General features: G+C 57.6%; 20 protein-coding genes. 12 read left to right on the plus strand and 8 right to left on the minus strand.

What is annotated here, in order from left to right:
- The first annotated feature begins 39 nt into the window (after positions 1–39).
- The 3 genes from ACX3YD_RS10985 (at position 40) to ACX3YD_RS10995 (ending at position 2,502) form a co-directional block, all read left to right on the plus strand.
- Positions 40–699 carry a response regulator transcription factor gene (locus ACX3YD_RS10985; RefSeq protein WP_103405414.1) on the plus strand — a complete coding sequence of 220 codons (660 nt, stop codon included), beginning with the start codon at positions 40–42 and terminating at the stop codon, positions 697–699.
- Positions 696–2,036, plus strand: coding sequence for an ATP-binding protein (locus tag ACX3YD_RS10990; protein WP_103405413.1), 1,341 nt, complete (start codon positions 696–698; stop codon positions 2,034–2,036). Before ACX3YD_RS10985 ends, ACX3YD_RS10990 begins: the two co-directional genes overlap by 4 nt.
- 205 nt (positions 2,037–2,241) lie before the next feature.
- Positions 2,242–2,502, plus strand: coding sequence for a DUF2790 domain-containing protein (locus ACX3YD_RS10995; protein WP_103405478.1), 261 nt, complete (start codon positions 2,242–2,244; stop codon positions 2,500–2,502).
- Between the two features lie 44 nt (positions 2,503–2,546).
- On the opposite strand, the gene ACX3YD_RS11000 is transcribed toward ACX3YD_RS10995, so the two are convergent.
- The 5 genes from ACX3YD_RS11000 to ACX3YD_RS11020 all read right to left on the minus strand — a co-directional run bounded on the left by ACX3YD_RS11000 (position 2,547) and on the right by ACX3YD_RS11020 (position 8,691).
- Positions 2,547–3,491 (minus strand): LysR family transcriptional regulator, encoded by a 945-nt coding sequence (locus ACX3YD_RS11000; protein WP_458959932.1) that lies wholly within the window; start codon positions 3,489–3,491, stop codon positions 2,547–2,549.
- A gap of 63 nt (positions 3,492–3,554) precedes the next feature.
- On the minus strand, positions 3,555–4,505 hold the full coding sequence (locus ACX3YD_RS11005) for an aldo/keto reductase (RefSeq protein WP_458959933.1): 951 nt from the start codon (positions 4,503–4,505) through the stop codon (positions 3,555–3,557).
- Between the two features lie 79 nt (positions 4,506–4,584).
- Entirely contained in the window at positions 4,585–6,057 is a 1,473-nt protein-coding gene (locus tag ACX3YD_RS11010; protein ID WP_458959934.1) for an efflux transporter outer membrane subunit, read from the minus strand.
- A gap of 19 nt (positions 6,058–6,076) precedes the next feature.
- Positions 6,077–7,573: a DHA2 family efflux MFS transporter permease subunit gene (locus tag ACX3YD_RS11015; RefSeq protein WP_458959935.1), complete on the minus strand. Its 1,497-nt coding sequence runs from the start codon at positions 7,571–7,573 to the stop codon at positions 6,077–6,079.
- Complete coding sequence (locus ACX3YD_RS11020; RefSeq protein ID WP_103405408.1) at positions 7,573–8,691, minus strand: HlyD family secretion protein; 1,119 nt, start codon at positions 8,689–8,691, stop codon at positions 7,573–7,575. The genes ACX3YD_RS11015 and ACX3YD_RS11020 overlap by 1 nt, the downstream gene beginning before the upstream one ends.
- 259 nt (positions 8,692–8,950) lie before the next feature.
- Between ACX3YD_RS11020 and ACX3YD_RS11025 the strand changes: the two genes are divergently transcribed.
- The 7 genes from ACX3YD_RS11025 (at position 8,951) to ACX3YD_RS11055 (ending at position 15,532) form a co-directional block, all read left to right on the plus strand.
- Positions 8,951–9,577, plus strand: a complete 627-nt coding sequence (locus tag ACX3YD_RS11025) for a TetR/AcrR family transcriptional regulator (RefSeq protein ID WP_103405407.1) — start codon at positions 8,951–8,953, stop codon at positions 9,575–9,577.
- Positions 9,570–10,079, plus strand: coding sequence for a G/U mismatch-specific DNA glycosylase (mug, locus tag ACX3YD_RS11030; protein WP_458959936.1), 510 nt, complete (start codon positions 9,570–9,572; stop codon positions 10,077–10,079). The genes ACX3YD_RS11025 and mug overlap by 8 nt, the downstream gene beginning before the upstream one ends.
- Before the next feature lie 482 nt (positions 10,080–10,561).
- Positions 10,562–11,047 carry a hypothetical protein gene (locus ACX3YD_RS11035; RefSeq protein ID WP_458959937.1) on the plus strand — a complete coding sequence of 162 codons (486 nt, stop codon included), beginning with the start codon at positions 10,562–10,564 and terminating at the stop codon, positions 11,045–11,047.
- Positions 11,048–11,451: 404 nt separating this feature from the next.
- Entirely contained in the window at positions 11,452–11,997 is a 546-nt protein-coding gene (locus ACX3YD_RS11040; protein ID WP_047530453.1) for a polysaccharide biosynthesis/export family protein, read from the plus strand.
- Positions 11,998–12,029: 32 nt separating this feature from the next.
- Positions 12,030–13,142, plus strand: coding sequence for a porin family protein (locus ACX3YD_RS11045; protein WP_103405030.1), 1,113 nt, complete (start codon positions 12,030–12,032; stop codon positions 13,140–13,142).
- A gap of 21 nt (positions 13,143–13,163) precedes the next feature.
- Positions 13,164–14,729 (plus strand): GumC family protein, encoded by a 1,566-nt coding sequence (locus ACX3YD_RS11050; RefSeq protein ID WP_103405029.1) that lies wholly within the window; start codon positions 13,164–13,166, stop codon positions 14,727–14,729.
- An 11-nt stretch (positions 14,730–14,740) separates the two neighbouring features.
- Positions 14,741–15,532, plus strand: coding sequence for a CpsD/CapB family tyrosine-protein kinase (locus tag ACX3YD_RS11055; RefSeq protein WP_458959938.1), 792 nt, complete (start codon positions 14,741–14,743; stop codon positions 15,530–15,532).
- A 43-nt stretch (positions 15,533–15,575) separates the two neighbouring features.
- On the opposite strand, the gene galE is transcribed toward ACX3YD_RS11055, so the two are convergent.
- Positions 15,576–16,553 carry a UDP-glucose 4-epimerase GalE gene (gene galE, locus ACX3YD_RS11060; protein ID WP_458959939.1) on the minus strand — a complete coding sequence of 326 codons (978 nt, stop codon included), beginning with the start codon at positions 16,551–16,553 and terminating at the stop codon, positions 15,576–15,578.
- A gap of 379 nt (positions 16,554–16,932) precedes the next feature.
- On the opposite strand from galE, the gene ACX3YD_RS11065 reads away from it, so the two are divergent.
- Complete coding sequence (locus tag ACX3YD_RS11065; RefSeq protein WP_458959940.1) at positions 16,933–18,579, plus strand: phosphoethanolamine transferase; 1,647 nt, start codon at positions 16,933–16,935, stop codon at positions 18,577–18,579.
- 56 nt (positions 18,580–18,635) lie between these two features.
- Here ACX3YD_RS11065 and ACX3YD_RS11070 read toward each other — a convergent pair whose 3' ends face one another.
- A complete protein-coding gene (locus ACX3YD_RS11070; RefSeq protein ID WP_458959941.1) occupies positions 18,636–21,296 on the minus strand; it encodes a glycosyl hydrolase family 5 in 2,661 nt (886 codons plus the stop codon).
- A gap of 4 nt (positions 21,297–21,300) precedes the next feature.
- Complete coding sequence (locus ACX3YD_RS11075; RefSeq protein WP_103405024.1) at positions 21,301–22,827, minus strand: O-antigen ligase family protein; 1,527 nt, start codon at positions 22,825–22,827, stop codon at positions 21,301–21,303.
- A gap of 95 nt (positions 22,828–22,922) precedes the next feature.
- On the opposite strand from ACX3YD_RS11075, the gene ACX3YD_RS11080 reads away from it, so the two are divergent.
- On the plus strand, positions 22,923–24,299 hold the full coding sequence (locus tag ACX3YD_RS11080; RefSeq protein ID WP_090462875.1) for an oligosaccharide flippase family protein: 1,377 nt from the start codon (positions 22,923–22,925) through the stop codon (positions 24,297–24,299).
- Positions 24,300–24,361: the final 62 nt, after the last annotated feature.

A 24,361-nucleotide genomic window follows, 5' to 3' on the forward strand; every position in this document is an offset into this window, starting at 1 on the left:
ATTAAGGTGCAATACGTCAACCATCACAGGAGGTGCCAGATGCGGGTTTTATTGGTCGAGGATGCACAGGGGCTGGGGGATGCGGTGCGTGAGCAGATCGCCGACGATGGCCATGCCGTGGATTGGGTGCAGCGCCTTGAGCACGCGCGCAACAGTGTGCGCACCACGCCTTATGACTTGATCCTGCTGGACCTGATGCTGCCCGACGGCCGTGGGCTGGATTTTTTGCGCCAGCAGCGCGCGGCCGGGGATGTGACTCCCGTGATCATCCTGACCGCCCAGGATCAGATCTCCGACCGCATCGCCGGCCTCAATGCCGGCGCCGATGACTATCTGGTCAAGCCGTTCGACCTGTTCGAACTGTCCGCCCGCGTGGCGGCGGTGGCCCGGCGCTACAGCGGCAACCCCAACCCGCAAATCAAACTGGGCGAGCTGCAGGTCGACATCAGTGCGCGCACGGTGCAGCGAGCAGGCGTGACCGTGGACCTGACGGCGCGGGAATGGGCGTTGTTCGAGGCCTTCGTCCAGCGGCCCAGCGCGTTGTTGTCCAAGTCGCAACTCGAAGAGCGGCTCTATGCCTTTGGCGCTGAAATCGAGAGCAATACCATCGAGGTCTATATCAGCCGGCTGCGCAAGAAACTTGGGCGTGACCTGATTGAAACCGTGCGCGGCATGGGTTATCGGCTGATGTCCGCATGAAGTCTTCAAGCCTGCAGAAGCGCCTGGGCATCGGCCTGACACTGGGCATGACCCTGCTCTGGCTGGGGGCGACGGTGGGCACCTGGCTGGTGGTGCAGCATGAGTTGAACGAGGCGTTCGACAGCGCGCTGGAAGAAACCGCGCAGCGCATCCTGCCGTTGGCCGTGCTGGAAATCAGCAACCGTGAAGAGCCCCGCGATGCACAGCATGTCGCCCCGCTGAAAACCCACAAGGAATACCTGACGTACCTGGTCCGTGATGGCAAGGGGCAGATCCTGATGCAGTCCCACGACGCCAACCCGGACATCTTCAGCAAGCAACCGGCGGAAGGTTTCACGACGACCGAAAAATACCGTTTGTACGGGGCCAGTGCGTTGCGCGAGACGGTGTATATCGAGATCGCCGAGCCCCTGGGCCATCGTCGTGAAGCGGCACGGGAAGCCTTGTTTGCCCTGTTGCTGCCGTTATTGGCACTGATCCCCATCAGCCTCTTGGGCATCTGGTTGTTTGTGCGCATCAGCCTGCGCAGTGTGATGGCTTATCGGCGGGCCGTGGAGGCTCGGGGTGTCGGCGATTTGTCGCCGATCAAGGTGGCGCGCCTGCCGGCGGAAATCGATCCGCTGGCCGAAGCGGTCAATCATTTGCTGGAGCGTTTTCGCAAGGCCCTGGAGGCCGAGCGCAGCTTTACCGCCAACAGTGCCCATGAACTGCGCACGCCACTGGCGGCGACGCTCGCGCAGATCCAGCGCTTGCGCCACGAAGCGCCAGAAGGCCCCCTGCGGGCGCGGGCGGCGAAGATCGAAAACTCGTTGCGCGAGTTGGCGCGGCTGTCGGAAAAACTCATGCAGCTGGCCAAGGCCGAGGGCGGCGGGCTGTTGTCTGAGACGCCGCAGGATCTGATTCCGCTGCTGGCCCATGTGGTCGACGAGTGGAACCACAGCAGCGGAGGCCGGGTCGAGTTGCGGCTTCCAGCACAGGCCAGCGTGTATGCCGCCATCGACCCGGATGCCTTCGGCGTCCTGTTGCGCAATTTGATCGAGAATGCACTGAAGTACGGCGCTGCCGATCAGCCGGTCGAAGTGAGTTTGTCCGAGTCGGCGCTGCTGCGGGTGATCAATGGTGGCCCGGCCGTGCCGGAACCGGTGTTGCAGCGCTTGACCGAGCGATTCGTGCGGGGCAACAGCGAGGCCAGCGGTTCAGGGTTGGGGCTGGCGATTGCCAGGACCATTGTCGAAGGGGTCAACGCAAGAATGGTGCTGGTCTCGCCTGCGACGGGCCGGTCGGATGGTTTTGAAGTGTGCGTCTGGTTACCCGTGGTGGCGCCGCTCGAAGGTTGAGCGGAATGCGGGTGGTTGAGTGCCGGACTCTACCTCTGTGCGGCGGCGCATTATGCGCAATCTGACAACAGTGTATGTCCGCAAGGCAGCTATTTAGGGGAGCGGTAAACACTTAGCATCGTCTCTACCCGGTGAACCAAGGGCGTAGATGGCCCTTGGTTCGCGAGGTCCATACAAACATACCTTGAACGAGACGGTGAACATCATGAACTTGGCAAAAGTTGCGATTTTTATGGCCCTTGGCAGCCTCGGCGCGCCGGCCTTTGCGGATCAAGCCCCGGCAACGGCCACACCTGTTGAACCCTACACCTACTCAACGCCACTCGACATTCACAAGGTCATTGCCGTGACCGATATCCCGAATGACTGTGGCCCGGTACCGGCGCAAATGACCTACGAAGACTCCAGCGGTCAACGCCACGTGCTGCAGTATCAAGTGATGGGCGCTGGGTGCTCGAACGGTTGAGTGCGGTGCAGACGATGGAGGGTCGACACTCCATTGCGGCGGCACTAGCCAAACCGATGTTCTGATTGGCTGGCGATTTTTTCATCGGCTGCCAACAAGTCGGGGATGTGGTTTTTAAGAAACTCCACCCAGGTCTTTATTTTCGCGTCCACGTATTTTCGTGACGGGTATATGGCAAACAGACTCAACGCTTCAAAGTGATAGTCCGACAGTACGCGCACCAGCGTGCCTGCCCTGAGTCCGGCGACGGCGGAGGCTATAGGCTGAACACCGATACCCATTCCGGTGGTGAGGGCGACAGTCATGGCATCGGCGGTGTTGACGTGAAAGGACGACTCGGGCGTATTAATCGTCTCCATGCCTTCGGGCCCCTCGAATACCCAGTTTTCAACCGGCATGACCGTGTTGACGATTCTCAGACAATCATGAGCATGAAGCGCACCCGGCGAGTCGGGCGTTCCGCGTTTGTTCAGGTAGGCCGGCGACGCGCAGAGAATGCTGTAGGTCGTGCCAAGCCGCTGAGCGACAAACCCCGAATCGGGCAGCTCCCGCGCCAGCACAATCGACATGTCATAGCCTTCTTCAATCATGTCCGGCAGCCGATTGGTCAGTGTCAGATCGAACAATACCGAGGGATGAATTTCCCGGTACCGGGCGATCGCGTCGATCACGTAATGATTGCCAATGGCTGACATCGCGTGAATTTTCAGCCTGCCCTTGGGATCGACTTGCGCGATGCCGGCTTCCTCTTCGGCTTCACGGATCTCTTCGAGGATTTTCTCGCAGCGCTGCAAATAGCGTGTCCCGGCTTCGGTCAACGCCAGGCGGCGGGTCGTGCGGTTGATCAGGCGCGTGTTCAGCCTGGCCTCCAGGCTGGAAACCGCTTTGGAAACGTTAGTCGTGGTGGTGTCCAACAGCAGCGCCGCCGCCGTAAAGCTGCCGCTCTGGGCGACCGCCGTGAAGAAGCGCATGGTCTGGAGAACATCCATCGTTTTCACCTCACCGAAACGTAAAAAAGGGCGGCCCGGCACCGGGCCGCCCCTCGTCGCGTGTTACTTCTTGCGCGGGATGAATCCCGGTACGCCGGTTTCCACCACCGAATTGAAGCGTATCCGCGTCGTAATATCCTGACGGATTTCATGCATGGCCCGATGGGGCAGGGTCGCAATATCAAAGTTCTCGCGAATATGGCTCAGTGTTGCAGAGGTGGTCAGAAAAGCGACGCCGCGCTGTACCGACCAGGCCAGTGCGACTTGCGCCGGGCTCTTTTGCAGACGCCGGGCAATGCCGGTAATGACCTCGTCTTCCAGCACGTTCGGCTCCATGCCATGGCCCAGTGGCGCAAACGCCAGAACGATGATTCCGTGGGCCTGACAGAATTCGAGCAGTTCCCATTCGGGCAGATAAGGGTGGGACTCGACCTGCACCACGGCGGGTTTGATCCGCGCCTGGGCGACGATCTCTTTTAAGGCTTGCAGGGTGATATCGGACAAACCAATGGACTTGCACCGGCCTTCATCCACCAGGCGCTCCATTGCCCGCCAGGTCTCTATCAGGGTCACGCCGCCGTCGTAGATGACATGCCCGAATGCGTCTCGTGGGTCCTGGTCGTCGCCGGGCTGGAAGGCAAAGGGCGTATGGATGAGGTAGCAGTCGATGTAGTCGACTTGCAGGCGCCGGCAGCTCGCCTCGAACGCGGGCAACACCCGCTCCGGGCGATGGTTGGTGTTCCATAGCTTGGTGGTGATGAACAGGTCTTCGCGCCGGGCCTTGCCTGTCTCCAGAAACGCTTTGAATGCCTCGCCGACCCTGTCTTCATTTCGATAACGTTCAGCGCAATCGAAATGGCGAAAGCCTGTTTCCAGTGCGTGTGTGATCGCCTGGGTGGTCACGCTCAGATCCTTGAACAACGTACCGAAGCCAACGGCCGGTATGTCGCCGGAGCCGTTGATCAGGGGAAACCGGGTTTCGCGAAGTGCATCGAAAATGGGTTCGTAAGACATGTCTCTACTCCAGTGCCTGGGGCCACGCCCGCATGGGCAAGTGACCACTCGTGTCAGTGTTCGTGAATGCGCGGCGGCGCTACTGGTATGAAGGTTTTCGTTCGTCGCGAGAGGCCAGTCGTTGCTCGAAGACGCCGACGGAGTTACCGCCGAGCGCAACAAACAAACGCACGGTGTCGAGGTATTGCGCGGTCTTCACCCGGATCTGTCCCAGCAGCGCCTGTTCATAGGCACGCTCCGCTTCCAGTACCTGGAGGATGCTGTTCTCGCCTTGTGCGTAGGCTTGCTGGTTCAGGCGGAAACTGGTCTCGGCTGCCCGCAGTGCATCTTCCTGGGCGAGGTTTTCCTCGGCGTCGTGGTTGATGGCCTGCAAGGTGTCCGCGACCTGGCCGAACGACGTGATGACGGTCTGTTGGTAGCCGGCCAGCGTTGCCTTGTAGCCGTCGATGGCCGCCTGGCGTTCAGCCTTGAGCGTGCCGCCATCGAAGATCGGCCCGGCGATGCCCGCGGCGAAGCCCCAGAGCGCTGCGCCGCCGTTGCCCGAAGCGGCCTGGGCAAGCGTGGCGGACAGCGTGACATGGGGATAGAGGTTGGCGGTCGCGACGCCAACGGCGGCATTGGCTATGTGCAGCTCCGCCTCGGCTTGCAGGATGTCCGGCCGGTCGTGGGCCATTTCCGAGGGCAAACTGACGGGCACGTTGGACGGCAAGGCGAACTCGGCAAGATCGAAGTCCGGCGCTATCCAGTCAGCGGGGCCTTTGCCGGTCAGGACCGACAGCGCATGGCGTGCCGAATCGCGTTGCTGGGCGAGGGGGGGCAACAGCGTGCGGTCTTGAGCGAGCCGGGTTTCGGCCAGCGACACATCGATCTGTGTGGTGCTGCCATTGGCGTGGGCCATGCGCACCAGTTCGAGGTTCTTGGTGTCGTTGGCCAGCAGCTTCTCGACGGCACGCATCTGCGCGTTGGCCGAGGCCACCAGCAATGCCTGGCTGGCGACATCGCCGGTCAGGGTCAGGTACGCCGCTTCGTAGCGATGCTTCTGTAGATCGGTGAAGGCTTGCTGTTCTTCGACCTGGCGCTTGTTACCGCCGAACACGTCAAGGTCGAAACCCACCCGCGGACCAATCGCATAGAAGTTGGAGATCGAAGGGTCCTTGGCATTGTGCGTCCGTGCGCGGCCCGCCTGGGCACCGAAATCGACTTGCGGATACAGGGCGCCCTCCGCCGCGGCGACAGAGGAGGCGGCCTGGCGGATCGTTGCGTCGGCGGCTACCAGTTCAAGATTGCCGTCGATGGCTCGGCGCACCACCTGATCGAGTTTTGGCGAGCGAAAGGCTGACCACCACTCACCGCCGACCTTTTTGCCCAGTTCGATGCGCTGTTCACCGGGCTTGTTGCGGCCCTGGCCAAGACGCTGTTCGGCCTGTTGGTCATAGTGCTGCGAGGTGCTGGGGTCGGGGGATTTGAAGTCAGGGCCAACGGTGCAGGCGGACAGGAAGATCAGGGTCGACAGCGCACTGATTTTCGTCGGGAACAGATGACGGGATTTCATTTGGCACACTCCACGAAAACTAGTTGGTCGAAACGGGTTTACGAAGAAAGACAACCAGCGGACTCACCACCAGCATCACCACCATCAAAATCTTGAACTGGTCGAGCACGGCGATGAACGCGGCCTGGCCGGTGATCATTTCGTTGAGCCCCGCCAGCGCCGGCAAGGGGGCCGACACCAGCGAATGCGCAGCGGCGCGATAAGGCGTCAGGTTGCTGGCCAGCGCCATGTGCATCGCCTGGGTATTGTTGAAGAAGTACAACTGCACGACCGCAACGCCCAGGGTGCTGCCATAAGCGCGCATCAGATTGAAGAAACCGGTGCCTTCCGGACGTAACTTGGGGTCGAGGGTGTTGAACGCCACTTTGCTGATCGACGGCATCAGGATGCCCAGGCCGATCCCCTGGAGGGCCCCGGCAATTGCCACCGGCGACCAGTCCATCAACGGCGAATAACCGAGCATCATCCAGTTGGCATACGCCACCAGTGCAATGCCCGCCGCCACGAACAGGCGTTGGTCGTATCGGTCGGAATAACGGCTCATCAGGATGAACGACCCGACAAGCCCCGCACCGCGCGGCAGCGTCATCAGGCCTGTGGTGACGGGCGGATAGCCGAGTATTTCGTCCAGCATTGGCGAGGTCAGCGCCATGGTCGACAACAGCACGAAGCCAAGGGCGAAAAAGATCACCGTCGACAGCACGAAGTTGCGATCCCTGAGCAGGCTCTTGTTGATGAAATGCACTTTGGTCGTCAGGACGTGCACGACAAACAGGTACATCCCCAGCACAAAAGCGATCGCTTCGATCCAGATCTCGGTCGAGGCAAACCAGTCCAGTCGCTCACCCCGGTCGAGGAGCATTTGCAGGCCGATCATGCTCAGGGTGAAGGTGCCGAAGCCGAAGAAGTCATAGGGCGGTTTTGTCTCGGCCTTTTTTTCCGCCAGCAGCAGTGCCACCACCAGAAAGATGAACACCGACAGCGGAATGCTGGCGTAGAACATCGAACGCCAGCCGTAACCGTCGCTGAGCCAACCGCCGACAGTCGGGCCGGTGGCAATGCCCAGGAGCACAACGGCGGTGAACACCGCGCCAAATTTCGGCCGCCGCGCCGCTGGCAACGTCTCCAGGGAAATCCCCATGGAGAGCGGCCCCAACACGCCGCTGGCAATGCCCTGAACAATCCGCGCGCCGACGAATTCCAGTGGCGTCGTTGCAGCCGTGGCGAGCCACAAGCCGACGATGAACAAGACAAGCGCGGCCTGATACACGAGCTTCACGCCAAAACGCCCGGCAAGCCACTGCGCAAGCGGCAGGGTGATGGCGCTGGCACCGAGGTACGCGGTGAATATCCACCCGGCCTGGTCGTCGGTCATCGACAGGCTGCCCTGGATAAACCGCAGTGCCGAGTTCGGCAAGGGCAGGTTGGCGGACTGCATGTAGGTCGCCAGCAGCGCGGCGAACCTGAGCGAGCGCGCACCACCGTCCTGCGGGGTTGCAATCGCGTTGGCGTTCATCAGGAGTTACCTGCGGTCAACAGTGCTTTAAGCGGCTGCCACCATGGCGTGCTGTGGCCCGTGTCGACCTTGACCGTGGCGCTGGTGCCGGAATACAGCGGCAGGTCGGGGTTCACTTCGTCCAGTTCGAGACGAACCGGCACCCGCTGGACAACCTTGACCCAGTTGCCGGTGGCATTTTCCGGTGGCAGCAGGGCGAAGTCCGATCCGGCGCCAGGGCTCATGCTGGTGACATGGGCCTTGAACAGGTGATCAGGGTAGGTGTCGATGCGTATGGTCGCTTCCTGGCCGGGGCGCATATGGGTGACTTCCGTTTCGCGGAAGTTGGCTTCCACCCAGATCTCGTGATCGGATATCAGTGCAAACGCTGGCGCACCGTTGTTCACGTAGTTGCCGACCTGCAGGTCGTCGACCTTGGCCACGATGCCGTCATCCGGCGCATACACCGTGGCGTAGGAGAGATACAACTGCGCTTCGTCGAGCTGCGCCTTGGCTTCGCGAACGCTGGGATGACTGTCGACTTCGATATTCGGGTTGCCGTTCAAGGCGACCACGGTGCTGGCGATCTGTTGTTCGATCGAGGCAATGCGTTGCCGTGAGACTTTGACGTCGGTATCGGCGCGCTCATAAATGGCCCGTGAAACGAACTCGGACGCGACCAGCGCTTTTTTCCGGGCAAATTCGCGCTGATCGAATTCGGCCGACTCTTTGGCCGATTGCAATTCAGCTTGCTGCTGCCGGTAGCTGGCCTTGAGCCCGTCGATGCGCAGCCGCGCCACACTTAACTGGGCTTCGGCACGGTTGACCGCGATCTGGAATGGCTTGGGATCTATCTGAAACAGAACCTGGCCTTTATGAACCTGCTGATTGTCCTCGACCGCGATAGTGATCACTTGCCCGGAAACCCGTGCGTTGATCGAAGCTTTTGCCACTCGGGCGTAGGCGTTGTCGGTCGAAACGAAAGGCTGGCCGGCCATGTAATGGGTGTAACCCACCACCGCGAAGAGGGCGGGCACGCCGAACATAAGCCATGGGCGCAGTTTTTCCTTGAGCGGCTTTTTGGCCGGTCCTGGGTGTTCAATGGCTTGGGAAGCCGGGATGTCGAACTGTTTAGTCATGATCGAATGCACCTTTAACCGGGAAGTCGGGCTAACAGCTGCAAAAATCGCCTGCGGCCCTGACGTTAATAATTGCCGTGAGAAAGCCAACCGGTGGGCAGTGGGGAGGGTGGCTCCGCTGCCGCTGTTTCGTCGCCGCAATACCCGGTTCGAGCTTCGCTTCAACAAACCTGACGCCTAGGAACTTTTGGTTCCTTAATTTTGTGCGATGGTGTAAGAATATCCCTGCATTCACCTTCATTCAAGGATTTTGTACGACATGGCACAAAATAAAGTTCCAGAGGGCAAAGGCCGGGGCCGGCCTCGCGCCTATGACCCGCAGACAGCGCTGCAGCAAGCGCTTGGTGTGTTCTGGAGCACCGGTTATTCCGGCGCTTCGCTCGACAGCATCGCCACTGCGGCAGGCATGAATCGCCCAAGCCTCTATGCGGCGTTCGGCGACAAACACTCGCTGTACATCAAGGCGCTTGAGCAGTATTGGGAGTTCGCCGTGGCGTCCATGCACGAAGCGTTGACGGACCCCGCACTGACCTTGCGCGAGGCGCTGACGCGGTTTTATGAGGGGCAGTTGTCGATTTACTTTTCGGGCGAGGGCCAGCCCCGTGGCTGCTTCGCAATCGGCACGGCGACAACCGAGGCGGTGGAGGACCCGGAAATACGCGACGTTCTCTCCGATCGTCTCAGCAGGCTCGATGCGGATCTGGAAGCGCGTCTGCGGGTGGCCATTGATCGCGGCGAATTGAAAAGCGATGTCGACACCGGAGCCCTTGCCGTTCTCGCGGCGTCCCTTCTGCACAGCATTTCGATTCGTGCCCGGGCGGGCAAATCCCGCGAGGAGTTGACGGAACTGGCACGCAATGCGGTCAGCGTGATCTGCGGTGGGTGAAGGACTTGAAGATATTCTGGCCGAACACCTTGCCGTGATTTTCTGCGGGATCAATCCAGGCGTGACGGCTGCGGCCCAAGGGCATCATTTTGCGGGTCGCGGCAATCGCTTCTGGCGCACACTCCATCTTGCCGGTTTCACGCCGCAGGAGGTGCGTGCGGAAAACGACCGGACGATCCTGCAGTACCAATGTGGTTTGACGGCGGTGGTGGAACGGCCAACGGCGCGTGCCGATCAGCTGTCCTTCCATGAGTTCACTGCGGCCGCTGCGGCCTTCGAGCAGAAAATCACGCGCTATGCGCCCCGATTCGTGGCGTTTCTCGGTAAGGCGGCGTATTGCGCATTATCGGGCCAGCGAGACGTTGCCTGGGGGCGCCAACCCAAGACCTTCGGCAATGCCGCGGTCTGGGTTCTGCCCAATCCCAGTGGCCGAAATCTCGCGTTCACCCTCGATCAACTGGTGGAGGCGTACCGTCAGCTGAAGTTGGCATCAGGTATATGAACGAGGCCAGGAGCTCCGCGTCGGTTTTCCGCCGCCCACTCAGCCGACGAACGTAACAGGCTTTGACAGGCGGGAGACGGCATCGAACAGTGGGGTTTCTACAGGCCGTAGTGAGGGGTAAAGGCAACTTTTTGTGGCGACTTGAGCGTTATCGCTTCTCATGTAACCTACGGAAATCTTGATGTTTGTTTTCGAAACCATCGCTAACTTTCGAGAAGATAACAATAAAGTTATTTGAGAGCGCTTCTTGTTGCTGATGAATGCTCCAGGCGCGGCGATCGCCGGGCAAACAGTTCATTTGCCTGGCGTCGGAGCCGTTTGTTCTGTCGATTATTTGACGCCATTCTCCGTCGGTTTTTATTTATATTTATTATCGTGACGAGCTATTGACGTACTGGCTATGTGCTTATACGCTCAATTTAAGCCGAAGAAAAACACCTCCATCCAAAAAAAGAATCACTTCTGTGCAGGGAGGCTCTCCTATGCGTCCGACACTTGTCATTAAATCCGTTTTGGCTCTGATGCTCGTTAATGGTGCGGCGGTTTTTAATGCGCAGGCGACCACTTTTGTCAATGAATATAATCGCATGAGTAACGCTTGCGATTCATTAAGGTCGCAAGTCGGTGCGGGTCCCGAAGAGGCTTCCGCTAGCGAATTACTTACTTTCGGAAACGGCCTTGGTGTGCCTTCATTGGTGACCGATGTCTATTTCGATGGCACTCAATCGGCTAAATTCAGCAGTGTCACTCATCATTCCGGCTCGACGGAAAGTGTCAACGTTTCATCTTGCGACGGTTTAATGACGGCGAGTGCCAGCGACCGGGTCGCGGTAAACTTGACTAGCCAGGACACGGGTTTGACCGGTGTTTCTGATCAGCCGAAGGCGGTACCGCTATCGGCGGTCGCCTGGTTATTTTCTTCCGCGCTATTTGGTTTCATCATGGTTGCGAATCGACGGAAAGTGTAAGTTCGGTCGGCCAGGATGCAGAGGTTTGATGGGGATTTAGTTAAAGTTGATTTACTGAATTTAAATGGCGTTTGATTAGTTGAACGTGATGCGGGTTAGTTGTGCAGAATAAAGTGCAGGGGGGGCGATGGTGTGGGTGGGTTGCCATTTTTGCTAAGTAAAAATGGCTGTCGACTATAACGCAATAAAATTGACGAAGTTGGTGCGGGCTGATTTGTTTTGTTCTAAGTTGTTGTTTAATAAAAAAAATTTCGCTGTCTGAGGTAGTGTCAGATGAAATTATCCGCCGATAAGCTCGATCCGATTGCTCTCTTGTGTTTTTTTGGACAAGAGAGGGAAGAGCGTGATTTGACTCCGCTTTTGTGTGAAACTCCTGGCAAGGCTACTTAGGCGGAGGGATCCCGATGTTGCGTTTACTGTTACCTGCGCTCTGTGCGCTGTCTGTCTGGTCAGGCATTACCACTGCCAGCGAAAATAACGCGGCTTACCTTCTCAATCCAGGGGACGTCGTTTTTGTTTCCGTTTGGCGAGAAGACACGCTCAAGGAGGAGGTGCACGTACTTCCCGATGGCAGCATCAACTTCCCGCTGGTGGGGCGAGTCGCAGTAGCCGGGCTTGATACATCGGCTGTCGAAAAACTGATTGCGAAAAAGCTTGAAGAGTTCATACCCGACCCGAACGTAAGCGTGGTCGTGCGTGATCCCAAAGGCAATCTCGTCTACGCCCAGGGTAAGGTGATGAAACCCGGGTCGGTGCAGTTGGCGGGGCCGACGGCGGTACTGCAAGTTCTGAGTATGGCGGGCGGGCTCGACAAATTTGCCGACAAAGATGGCATCAAGGTCGTGCGGAACAAGCAGGTGCTCCCTGTTCATTACAGCGATCTGATATCCGGGCGTGACATGTCCACCAACTATGAACTCCAGGCCGGCGATACGTTGGTCGTGCCTTGACCTTGCGCGACGTATTGGGGTTAAGCTTTCTTATGCTACGAACCACCGGGGCTGCCACAGCCATTCTCATGTTGCCGTATTCGGGGGTGGCCTATGCCGCCACCTGGCAATCGTCAATCGCATTGCCTTCGACCGTCGAGTACGACAGCAATCCGGTACTTCTCGGGGACGACGCCAAAAAGGCCGTGACCCGCACGATCATCGCCCCCGATTTCAGCCTCGTCGGAACGTCTGATCTTGATGAGTTGCGCATCGGTCTTGGATTGAACGTCGTTCGCTCCTCTGACACATCCATCGTTCGTAATCGTGAAGACCCGAAACTGTTGCTGGGCTGGCAGCGAGATACCGAAAAGGGTGCTTACGGGCTGACGGCGAGTTATGTCGAGAGCTCGACCCTCTCCAGCGCGGTTCAGGAAACCGGCGTGATTGCGACCGATGGCACGCAGAAACAATCGACGCTGGGCGGCAACTGGCGTACCGCGGTCACGGAGAGAAGCTCGCTGATCGACGAGGTTGAATACACGAACGTCGATTACGATATTGGTTCGCTGACCCCTTACGATGAACTTTCGAACCAATTGAGCTGGAATTACACCTGGAGTGAACGCGTCGAGCTCTTCACGCGTTTTTCCGCGCGGCGCTATGAGCCCAAATCGGGTTCCGGGGTGGCCTCCTCAAACAGCTATACGCCAACGACCGGTTTTAACTACAAGATCTCCGAGCAGCTCGAGGTCTCGGCGTATGTGGGGGCCAACCAGGTTTCGGGCAGTAACAGCGGCCCCACCGGTCAGGGCGGGTTCAACCTGCACTATGCCGGTGAGCGTTTTGACACGACCCTCGACGCCAGTCGCAGCACGATCGCCAACGGCAATGGTGGTTTCGTCGAGTCGAATAATCTGCGGGGTACGTGGAGCTACTCCATCGACGAACTCAGCCGGGCCGGCATTGATACCTCGTGGCAAAAAACCAAAGGGCAATCGCCGAGCACCCTGCGCAACTTTAATGTCTGGGCCAGTCGAGAGCTCTCGCCTTTTTGGGTTGCGCGCCTATCCTACACCTACAAACAACGCCTGCAAGATGGCTTGCCGGATGCCACCGCCAACGTCGTCGGGTTGACTTTGACCTATAGTTATCCCGAACTCTGAAACCCAGCTGTGTGAGTATTTATGGCCTCTGAATACGAAATGTCGGTCAACGACTACATAGCAATACTCAAGCACCGAGCGGTGCTGGTGGTCGTGAGTATCGCGGTGATTTTTGCCGTGAGCGTGTTGGTCGCGATGTACATCCCCCCTGTCTATCAGTCATCCGGCACGATTCTGGTCGAGTCTCAGCAGATTTCCCCCGATCTGGTGGCGGCGAATAACAATACCTTTGCCGACGAGCGCATCGAAGTCATTCGCCAGCGCGTGATGACCCGCGAGCACCTGGAAGGGATCATCGATAAATACAATCTTTTTTCCTCGGAAAGCCGGCGCTTGAGCGTTACCGAAAAGATCGAAGAGATGCGCAATGCAATTAGCGTTTCCTTGGTCAGTGCGGCCGTGAAGGGGCGCGGGGAGGTGACCATCGCTTTCCGCCTGGGCTTTGAGCACAAGCAGCCAGAAATCGCGAACAAGGTTGCCAAGGAGCTGGTCACGCTGTTTCTGGATGAAAACATCAAGCAGCGCACCGAGCGAGCCAGTGAAACGACGGAGTTCCTGACACAGGAAGCGGACAAGCTCAGGGTTGAACTGGAAACCCTGGAGAACCGTCTGGCGGATTTCAAGCAGGCGCACAGTAACGCGCTGCCCGAGCATCAGGAATTGCGCATGAATATGCTGTCGCGCGCCGAAACCGAGCTCAAGGAAATCGACCGTGACTACAAGGCTGCCCGCGAGGAGTTGCGCTTCAACGAATTGGAAGTTTCCGCGGCCAGCGCCGGTGTCGTGAGCAAGCCGGGCGCAACGGGTGCGGAAGCTGACAAGCCGCAGGATCTGGGCAGTCTCAAGGCTGAGTACACAAGATTGCTGTCGCTCTATACCGAAGCGCACCCCGATGTGCGCGCCGTCAAGCGCAAGATAGCCGCACTCGAGGCCGCTCAGGGGCCGGGGGCGAATGCAGTGAGCTCCGTCAGCCTGGAGGTGGCCAAGGCTCAGGCCCGGGTCGCCGCTTCGGAAGCGCGCATCAAGTCGCTGGCCGACCAGAAGCGTGAACTCCTTAGCAAGATAGACGCCTACGAGGCGCAGATTCTGGAGACGCCGCAAGTCGAGCGCGGCCTGGTCACGTTGATGCGCGACCATGACAACGCTCGCAAGAAGTACGAGGAAATTCGCACCAAGGAAATGGGGGCGAAGATTTCCGAAAGCCTGGAGCAGGAAAACAAGGCCGAGCGTTTTGTGCTTCTTGAGGCGCCGTTGATGCCCGAGAAACCCGTGCGGCCCAACCGCAAGAAAGTCGTTGCCATGGGCTTTGTGCTCGCCCCGGTGGGCGCTGGTGCGCTGGTGATGCTGCTGGAGATGTTGAATCAGCGTGTACGCGGTGTTGAAGCCCTGACCAGTGTGCTGGGTCGACGCGTTCTGGGCACTATTCCCTACATTCACACCAAGGCAGAACTTGAGCGCAGCAAGCGATTGCGAACACTGCTCATCCTCTGTGGATTTGTGTTGATCGCATGCCTTCTGGTCCTTTTGCATTTTTTCTACATGCCTCTGGACCTGCTGGTGTTTAAGGCTCTGGCGCGATTTGAATAAGGAATATAGCCATGGAAATAATCAAGCCCACGGGCGATAAAACCGAGCAACCGGCGTCATCGAGTCTCGTGACCACATCGACTGGGCATTCCGCAACGCTCAATGCCCTCAGCTACGTGCAAACCAAGGTTGTCCCCTTGAGGGCAGACCACCTTGAGCGCAATCGCATCGTGGCCTACAACAAGAATTCGAGCATGGGCGGGGCTTTCGATTTGCTGCGCACGCAGGTGTTGAAAGCCATGGAAGAAAACGGCTGGCGCACGCTTGCCATCACTTCCCCGACCCCGGATTCAGGCAAAACGGTGTTGGCGATCAACCTGGCGATGAGCATCGCCCACCACACCACCAAGACAGCGTTGCTGGTCGACTTCGATTTGCGGCGTCCGAAGGTGGGTGCCTGCCTCGGCCTTCCGATGGAAAAATCGCTCAATGAGTTGCTCGCCGATGAAGCCGAACTGCAGGACGTGCTGGTCAACCCGACCTTGCCGCGTTTTGTGGTCCTGCCGACACGAGAGCCGATTCCGCTGTCCACTGAGGTGCTGTCATCGCCCGCCGTGAGCCATTTGATCAGCGATCTTCGCGATCGCTACAACTCACGTATCGTGATTTTCGACTTGCCGCCGGTGTTGAGTTCGGACGACGTGATTACGGTCTTGCCGAAATTCGATTGCGTTTTGCTCGTGGTCGCCAACGGGATGAACAGCAAGAAAGAGATCGAGGAAAGCCTGCATCATCTGGCAAACGCCAATCTGATTGGCACGGTGCTGAACAAAGCCGAACCCCAAAACCGCTCTTACTACTAGCGCTCACCTTCAGGCGCTCGGCGTTTTACGTCAGCGCCTGCTTTCAATGCCAGGGATGCTTGCGCTCCCAGTTCCAGGCGTGCGTCACAATCTGCTCAAGCGCGGCAAATCTCGGTGTCCAGCCCAGCAGGGTATTGGCCAGTCCCGGATCGGCCACAAGACGTGGTGGATCGCCGGCACGGCGTGGTGCATCGTTGACGCAGATATCCTGGCCGGTCACCCGGCGCGCGGTGTCAATCACTTGTTGCACCGAGAAACCCAGACCGTTGCCGAGGTTGAACGCGGTGCTGGCGCCCCCCTCCAGAAGGTAATTCACGGCCAGTGCGTGAGCGGCGACGAGATCGGTAACGTGGACATAGTCGCGAATGCACGTGCCGTCAGGGGTGTCGTAATCACGGCCATAGACGGTGATCGATGTGCGCCGGCCCGAGGCGGCTTGCAGGATCAGGGGCAGCAGATGGGTTTCCGGTTCATGGCGTTCACCCAACTGTCCTTCAGGATCTGCCCCGGCGGCGTTGAAGTAGCGCAGGCAGACCGACTTGAGACCGTATGCACGGTCGAAATCTTCAAGCGTCTGCTCCACCATCCACTTGCTGCGCCCGTACGGGTTGATCGCGGCCTTGGGGTGTTCTTCGTCAATGGGTACGTACACCGGGTTGCCATATACGGCGGCGGTCGAGGAGAAAATGAAATGTTTGACCCCGGCACGGACCATGGCTTGCAGCAGTGTCAGCGTGGCGGCGAAGTTATTCTGATAATACTTGGCAGGTTCAGTGACGGATTCGCCCACCTGTATAAAGGAAGCGAAGTGGAACACGGCATCGAAACGGTGCGTCGCAAACAGAGCCTCCAGCGCCTGCACATCAGCGATGTCCAGTTCAACCAGTTCCCCGCCCGTCAATGCGCTGCGGTGGCCCGTTGAGAAGTTGTCGGCCACCACCAGATCGTGGCCCGCGGCCAGAAGTTGCTTGACCATGTGTGAGCCGATATAGCCCGCGCCACCCACCACCAAAAATTTCATCCTGATCTCCGAACTCCTGGAAACTATTTCAATGCAAGCACAGATTGGAACGTCAGCGCGTTTCAATTGAGCATCATGTTAAGTAATTTAGCCGTTGAGTTGCATTGACAGGGTTTGGCCTTGCTTTGCCCTGTGACGCCTTGCTCAAAAACAACTGGCCCAATGCCTGGTTTTATGAGCGACGGCGAATGGAAATGGCTAAAGGCGACTATAGTACGTTTTGTGTCATTGAGTACGCACCTGTTGTTGAGTTGTTGATTGATTTCTTGCAATCGTTCAGCCTGGGCAGGCGAGCGACTGCTGCGGGGCATGGGATCCGAGGGCGTTTATTACATCCCCTTGGGGCGGCAAGTGAGCATTCCACGAGAATAATTATAAAATGAAAAAACCCCAAAAAATTGCCGAATGCTCATTAAAGGTGTTAAAGGCCGAATGGCCGAATCTGGTGCTGTGGGCCTTTTTGCTGTCACCGCTGATCATTAAATTAATCACGAGTTATCGATATTCGAAAATTGATTTGCTGGTTGTCTACACGATTGCCATGTCGGTGTTATGGCTTTTGGCTATTCGGTTTGTTTCGTCCAATCAATTCAGGGTCCACGTCATTCTGCTGCCGTTTTATTTGGTCGCGACTGTTGATCTTTTTCTGGTTTTGAATTTCAACTCGAGATTGACAGCGGCTTACGTGTTTGTTGGGTTGACCAATTACAAGGAGGCGAGCGATTTTCTGCCGACCTATTGGCGGTCCATCAGTATTGCTCTGCTGATTTTCATAGTGTTTTACGGGGTGGGATTGGCGGGGCTGTACAAGCGCAAGTTGTACAGGAATAACGGCATTTTTCTTTTGGTTTTTAGCGCCTTGCTGCTGGGGTATGGTGCGTATTTTTATAAAACCGTCAAAATGAATTCTTTCGGAAAATCTGCGGTCATGGATCTCCTGGCAAAAGATCAAAGCATACCCATAGGTTATTTGTCGCAAATGGGGCTGACTGCAGACTTGTATTCGAACTCGGAGAGATTTATCCAGCGACGTCGAGAACATGAAGTGAACATCACCAGCCAATCGGATCAGTCGAATATTGACACCGTGGTGTTCGTGATTGGTGAGTCATCACGGCCGCACAGCTGGTCGCTCTATGGCTATGACAAGCAAACGACCCCCTATCTCGACAAACAGACAGGGATTTTCAAATTCAAAAAAATGTGTACGACAGCCCCCTATACGTCCTACGCGGTTCCTTCAATCCTGAGTCTTGACCCCATATCGGATTGGGACACTATTGCGTCGACCAAATCATTGGTGGGTATCTATCGTGCAGCCGGGTACATGACGTATTGGTTGTCTGCACAGGAAGTGGATAGTTTTGGCGGAATCATTCCGAACATCGCTGCAGAGGCTCAATACCGTCAATATTTTGAGAGGAGTTACGACGGCGCATTGATTTCGGAGTATGAAAAAATACTGCAGAAAAAAGACACGGAAAAGAAAGCCATATTTATTCATATCAAGGGGAGCCATTTCGAGTATTCACGTCGATACCCGGCAAGCTTCGACCAGTTCAAGCCTGCAACAAACAGCATGAAGGATAAAATTACCGCCGAGTATGACAATACTATCCTGTACACGGACTGGCTGTTGAATGCATTTATTGGTGCGTTGGAGTCAAGCGGGAAAGCGGCTGTTCTGTTTTATGCGTCGGATCATGGTGAGAACATGATGGATGACAGTCAAGGGTTGTTGGGACATGGGATTGGTAATAAACATGATCTCTCGGTGTCGGCATTTATCTGGGCATCGCCCAACATTACAAGTGAGCAATCCCTGAAGCTTTCAAAACTGAAGGACAGGGAGAGTCAGAAGGTCAGCGTATCTTCCTTTCCACATACTCTTTTAAATATCACGGGTGTTTTTACGGATAAGTATAAAGGCTCGGAAGATTTGTTAAGTGATGAGTTCATACCGTCTCAATGTCCACATCTGCTCGGCGCAGGCTATGTTCCATCGTTTGACTTTGACAGCCTTTGAGCAGTCCCGATTGAACAACGCCGCAAGGCGTTGTTCAACCCAGGTCGACTGGCCGGTTATTGGCGGGTAGAGGAGGGGGATGCGGCTGTGTTCACAGGGTTTGACTTCGCGTCGCCCTTTCTCAAAAACAACCAGTTTGACGCCTGCAAGCCGTCGAAGTTGATCTTGTAGTGACCATCGGCATAGGTCGCGGGCAGCTTCTTCATTTGCCCCATGATGCCTTGGGTGAACAGTGTCAAACCCTGCGGCGCCTGGAGGGTCAGCGTGCCCTCGAGGGGCTCAACGTAAAAAGGTGTTTTGTCGTTGTCTTGGGGGATGGCCCGAGCGCCCAGGGAAATCATCAAATTCTGCGACCGACCCAAAGGTGCTTCATCCAGACTTTGCACCACCACGCTGGCGTTGAGGGTCTTCACTTGAACCTGAATGTTGCCCAGGCTGATCGACTCGCCGCCGATCCAGCCGGTAGCGGCCTGGGTGCGCGGCGTGTTGATGGTGTAGACACCTTGTTTCCAGTTGCGCTTGAGTTCACCCGTGTCGGTCGTGGATTCGTTGGCATTGGCGTCCAGCAGCGACTGCCCGGGGTCATGAAACACCTGCGCATTGCTCGGGATAACGCTCTGTTGCAACCAGGGCAATTCCGGTGTCGGCGGCATCGCGATTTCCAGCTTGCCTTTCTCCATGGCAGTGCGCAGTAGAGCAGAGTTGGCCGGTGTGATCATCTGGTTGAACAGGGTGCCTGGCGTCGGCGCAAAGACATAGGTCGTTGTTGCTTCGCGAACGTCTGCGCGGCGATACAGCAAGGCGGCGGCGGGCAGGGTGGCCAGCATTGCGGGGTCGTTATAGGCGTGCCAGTTGCTGGCGCTCATCCCTTCGCCCCCCAGTGGCTCCTGGCTGTAGGCATATTGCATCAGTGCATCCCAGCCTTGGTGGCTGGCGGTGCCCGCGATATAGAGTGGCAGCGAGTGACGGTCTGGCGTCGGGAAGGGCTCGTTGTTCCACTCGGTGACGGTCAAGGGTTTGCCCGCGACCTGGCCGGAGGCGATCCAGTTCACGATGCCGTCGCTGTACAGTGGGTTTTTTTCTATCTGTCCAGCGCCTCCGTAGCTGTGGACGTCGATGACGTCGCCGACGGTAAGGGCGGGCAGGGAATTGAGGCTGTTACCGCCCCAGGTGCTGGTCGTGGCGATGGGGACTTTCACGCCCAGGCCACGCAGGTGCTCGATCATATCGACGTTGAAACGTCGTTCCAGGTCGTTCAGGAACAGCTTGGAGGGACCAGGCTCCCAGGAGCGCCAGGTCTGGTCTGCGGAGAGATTGTGCTGGTTGGCAAAGGCTTTGGCCTCTGCCATGTAGACGCTGTTGTGCTTCGGCACGTTCTTGTCTGGCAACAGTGCGTTGCCAAAGTGGTGGGTGAGGTCGTTTTCGTTGGTGATCAGTACGGCGGCGACCGCCGGGTCGTCTTTGTAGGCCAGGCCGGTGTAGGGGTTCACATGGGTCAGGTAGTCTTCGGTAAAGCGCTTCATGGCTTTCTGAATGGTGAGATTCACATAGGCATAGCCCTTGAGATAGGCAAAGTTCTGCTCTTCTTTCGGCAATTCATCGAAGCCGTAAATGTTGTCCTTTTCCAAAAGAGCTCGCTGGACGTGCATATCGAGCCACACATAAATGCCTTCGTCTTTCAGGCACTTGATCCACCAGTCGATTTTTTTCAGCGACTGCGGGCTCAGTTCCTGGGTGCTGCGCGTGACCCGGCTGTCGCCAAAGATGTTCGGGAGCACCCACGGCGAGTCATGGTGATGCAATCGCACGAGATTGAAACCCAGTGCCGACAGCCGTTTGGCCTGCTGCTTGATGGCATCGTCTGGCGTGCCGAACAGCGTATAGGCCGACAGGTTGGTACCCCAGAAGCGCGCCGGGGTGTTGTCCGCGAATAGCAATTGCTCGCCGGAGGCTTTGACGAATCCGCGCTTGCCGGCAGGTTTTTCCTCGGCATTGAGAAAGGACAGATCGACCGGCGAGGTTTTCCAGTCGAGCTTGTCAGTGGGCCAGCTCTTGGGGTCCGTCAGTCCGAAGCGCTCGCTACTGGTGGGGCCGATCGCCACATCGCCGGAAACGCTCAAGGTGGCGGTGAACTCCTGGCGGCCAGGTTTGATCGTGTTCTTGTAGAAAAAGGCACGCACCTCCGATTTATCGCCCGGTTCAAAGTACACGCCTGCCAGCGCGGGCTCGAAGCGCATGTCGATGCGTCGCCCTTGCGCATTGCCCCAGGACCAGCCGCGGTTGTCGGGCAGCAAAGTGGGCGGGCCCATTTCTCCCGCGAACAGTGACGGGTCGAAGTTGAAGACGATGCCTCCACCGGACAAGTCCGACTTCATGCTGCGAGCATCCAGGGCAAACTTCCAGGTCAACGATTGCGGGTCTTGCTTCTGAATCTGCGCATTCAAGTCGAAATCCAGCGCGGTGTTTTTACCCGCGAGGGTGTACCGATAAGGTCCGTTGGTCTTGAATTCGGTTTGCAGATACGTCCAGTCCCAGCTCCTCCCGAAGAACGAAAATGTCGTGGTAACCGCCGGGCTGCCACCGCGCATCAGCGTGGGCAGGCCGTTGCGCTCATCCACACTGGCGACCCAGCCCGACGCCCAGGTACGAAGCGGCCAGATAGCGAAAAACAGCAGGAGCGCGAGCAGTATCCGGGAACGTCGGAGCAATGGGATCATGGGTCTACCTGAGTTGGAGATGGGCGCTCGCCGAGACCGCCGTCGAGGTCTGCCTGAGCCTGCGGGCCATCTGCGCGTAGGCCACGCCCAGTCCGGCTATCGACCAATACACCACGGGGATGACGGTGATACTGCTGACGGTCACGATGGTGATCAGGATCCCGGCCAGTGTCGCCAGGAGTGCACGCCCAAGTCGGCGTGCCTCATCATCTTTGTTGGAGAACGAGCGCATCCCTTTGCGGATGCCAAGCAGAACTGCGGCGAAAAAACACACGAACAGCATCAATCCAATCAATCCCACCGACAGGGCTATGCCGATATAGGTGTTCACGATATCGATGATCCCCTGACCCTGGGTCAAGGACTGCATCTCCGGTGTGCTGCGGTAATCGAATGAGCCCAGCCACGGGTTGCGCTGGATAACGATCATGGCGTTATCGATCAACTGTTGCCGATACGTGATGTTCTCGGCCTCTACCGTGCCGATGAAAGGAAGCAGATCGAGCACTTTTTGTCCGCCCGGTACGACGGCCAGCAACGGAAGGGCGAGAACTCCGGCGAGCGCCAGCAGCATCAGTCGTTTGACGGCCTTGCGACCGGTGCCGATGAACACGACGATCATGACGGCGGTACCGACCCAGGGACCCCGCGACAGCGGCGCGTACAGACCGCCGGCGAGCAACAGCGCGCCCAGGCCTCTTTGCAGCCGACTGCGTACATCTTCCTGCAAGTACAGGTACAGCCCGCTGGCCACACTGATGACGAAGCCCAGTGCAATGGCCTGTCCGGTGGTGACGCTGGCGCGTAATGAGCCGCCGCGAGTCAGGTAAGTGGACATATCCCATTGCATGCCCAAGGCATTGTTCAGCGCGCTGTAGAGCAGCCAGTTACGAGAATATTCGAAGAGGCCAATAAGCGACATCACCATGGCGGCGACTACAAATGCAAACAGAGCGTCCTTGAAGTCGCTGAGGTTCCTCAGCGCCCGGCTGGCAACGTAGTAGGGCAGAAACACTTCGATGAACAGATAGAGCGTCTGGCGCAACGCGTCGGTGACGGTCGTTTCGCGCAAATAGAGCAGGCTTGTCAGCACGATGTTGGCGGCCAACAGTTTGTCAGGCCAGGTGCGTCCGAAAGGGATTGTGTCCGGTCGCCTGCGCAACGCCAGGAAAGCCGGCAGCAGCACAAAAAACGCCAGCAGGCGAACATGGTTAAGGACAAAGAAATAGTTGACCACGCCGAAGCCGGGGATCTCCGCTCCCGATGGCGGCATGAGAAACAGCAGCATGAAAAACAGCGCGACAGGGTTGCGTTCGCGTTTCTGCGCGACGGTCAAAATGATCGCGGCGATGCCGGCGTACAGCCAGAAACTGTGCGCAAAAAAGGCCAGTAGCGTCAATGCGAACCACAGATTGCGCCGACGCGTGAAGTGTCGGGCGGGGATCAGGTCTTCTGCCGGCCGACGCGCCATGAAAAACACAACGCCGGCAAGGACCAGAATGACGATTAACGCTCGTAAGTGCTCAGGCATGGGCGATTGGACTTATTGATTGATGAGCGAAGGCTAGTGGAATGGCCAAATGCGACTATAGTACCTTTCGTGCCATTGAGTCCGGAGTTGATGTTATGTCGCTAGCTGATTTCTCGCCATCATCCCGCCTTCGTGGGCGAGCAATCTCTGCTGGGGTCTGGAATCTGGGGGCTCTGGTTACGTCACAAGCCTTCCGCTTGGGCGGCAACCTGATCATGGCCCGTCTGCTGATGCCGGAGATGTTCGGCATCATGTTGATCGCCATCACCGTTTCGCTGGTGCTGCATTTGTTGTCCGATGTCGGCTTGCGCCAGAACATCATTCAGAGCCCGCGTGGCGACGATCCGGTGTTTCTCAATACCATCTGGACCGTGCAAATCCTGCGTGGCTTTATCCTCTTCGCTTCGACGCTTGCGCTCGCAGCCCTCGCCTGGTTTGCACAGAGCCTCAATCTTTGGGCGGTCGATTCCACCTACGCCGCACCCGAGTTGCCGCTGGTGTTGGCGGTGACCGGTTTCTCGGCAATCATCGTTGGTTTTCAGTCGACGAAAGTCGACCTGGCAGTGCGCGCCTTCCAGCAAAAGAAAGTGGTACTCACCGAGTTTGCCTCCCAGGTCGTCGGGTTGTTGGTCATGCTGGTGGTCGGTTACCTCACCCGGTCCATCTGGTCGCTGGTGGTGGCCGGTCTGGTGCAATCGCTGGTCAACACATTGCTGGGGCATATCTGGTTCGAGGGCCCGTCCAACCGTCTACGGTGGGAACGTGCTGCGCTCGATGAATTGGTCGGCTTTGGTCGCTGGATCTTGTTGTCATCGGCAGTGGGCGTGCTGGCCATGTACGGCGACCGTGTCTGGTTCGGTGGCAGCATGACGGCCAGCGAACTGGGCGTTTACTCTATCGCCGTACTGATTTTGGGAGCCGTTCAGCTTGGGTTGCAAAGGATAGTCGGAGCGGTGGCCCTGCCAGCCTTCAGTGAGGCTTCAAGAACCCATGACACCGCACGGCTCCACGCGTTGTACTTCCGCTTGAAAATGATGTTCGATCTCGCCTGCCTGTTTTTCTGCGGACTGTTCCTGACTGGCAGCCCGCTGCTTATCAGGGTTTTATACGATGAGCGTTACGCCCAGGCCGGCGACATGCTGGCGATCCTCTCACTCTCCTTTTTCACCATGCGCTACATGGTGGCGAATCAGATCTGGATTGCCTTGGGGCACACCAAATACCAGGCCATGGACAACATTATTCGCGTGGTCTCGTTGTGGGTGCTGGTGCCTTTGCTGCTGGCCATTGGCGGGGTCAAGTACGCGATCTGGGGGGTCGCCCTGCACACGTTCCCTACGCTTATCCTGGTGTTTTACGTGAACTATCGTCTGGGGTTGTTCAGCCTCAAGCGCGAGCTTGTGGTGTTGCCTATGCTTGCTGTGGGGGCTTTGTGCGGGGAGCTATTGACGGGCCTTGCCAAGTGGCTTTGATTTGATCTATCTCTCTTGTTGAATCCATTGCTGTGGCACGACGTCGCCATTGAGGTATTGAT

This window comes from Pseudomonas fluorescens group sp. PF-1, from assembly GCF_054481335.1.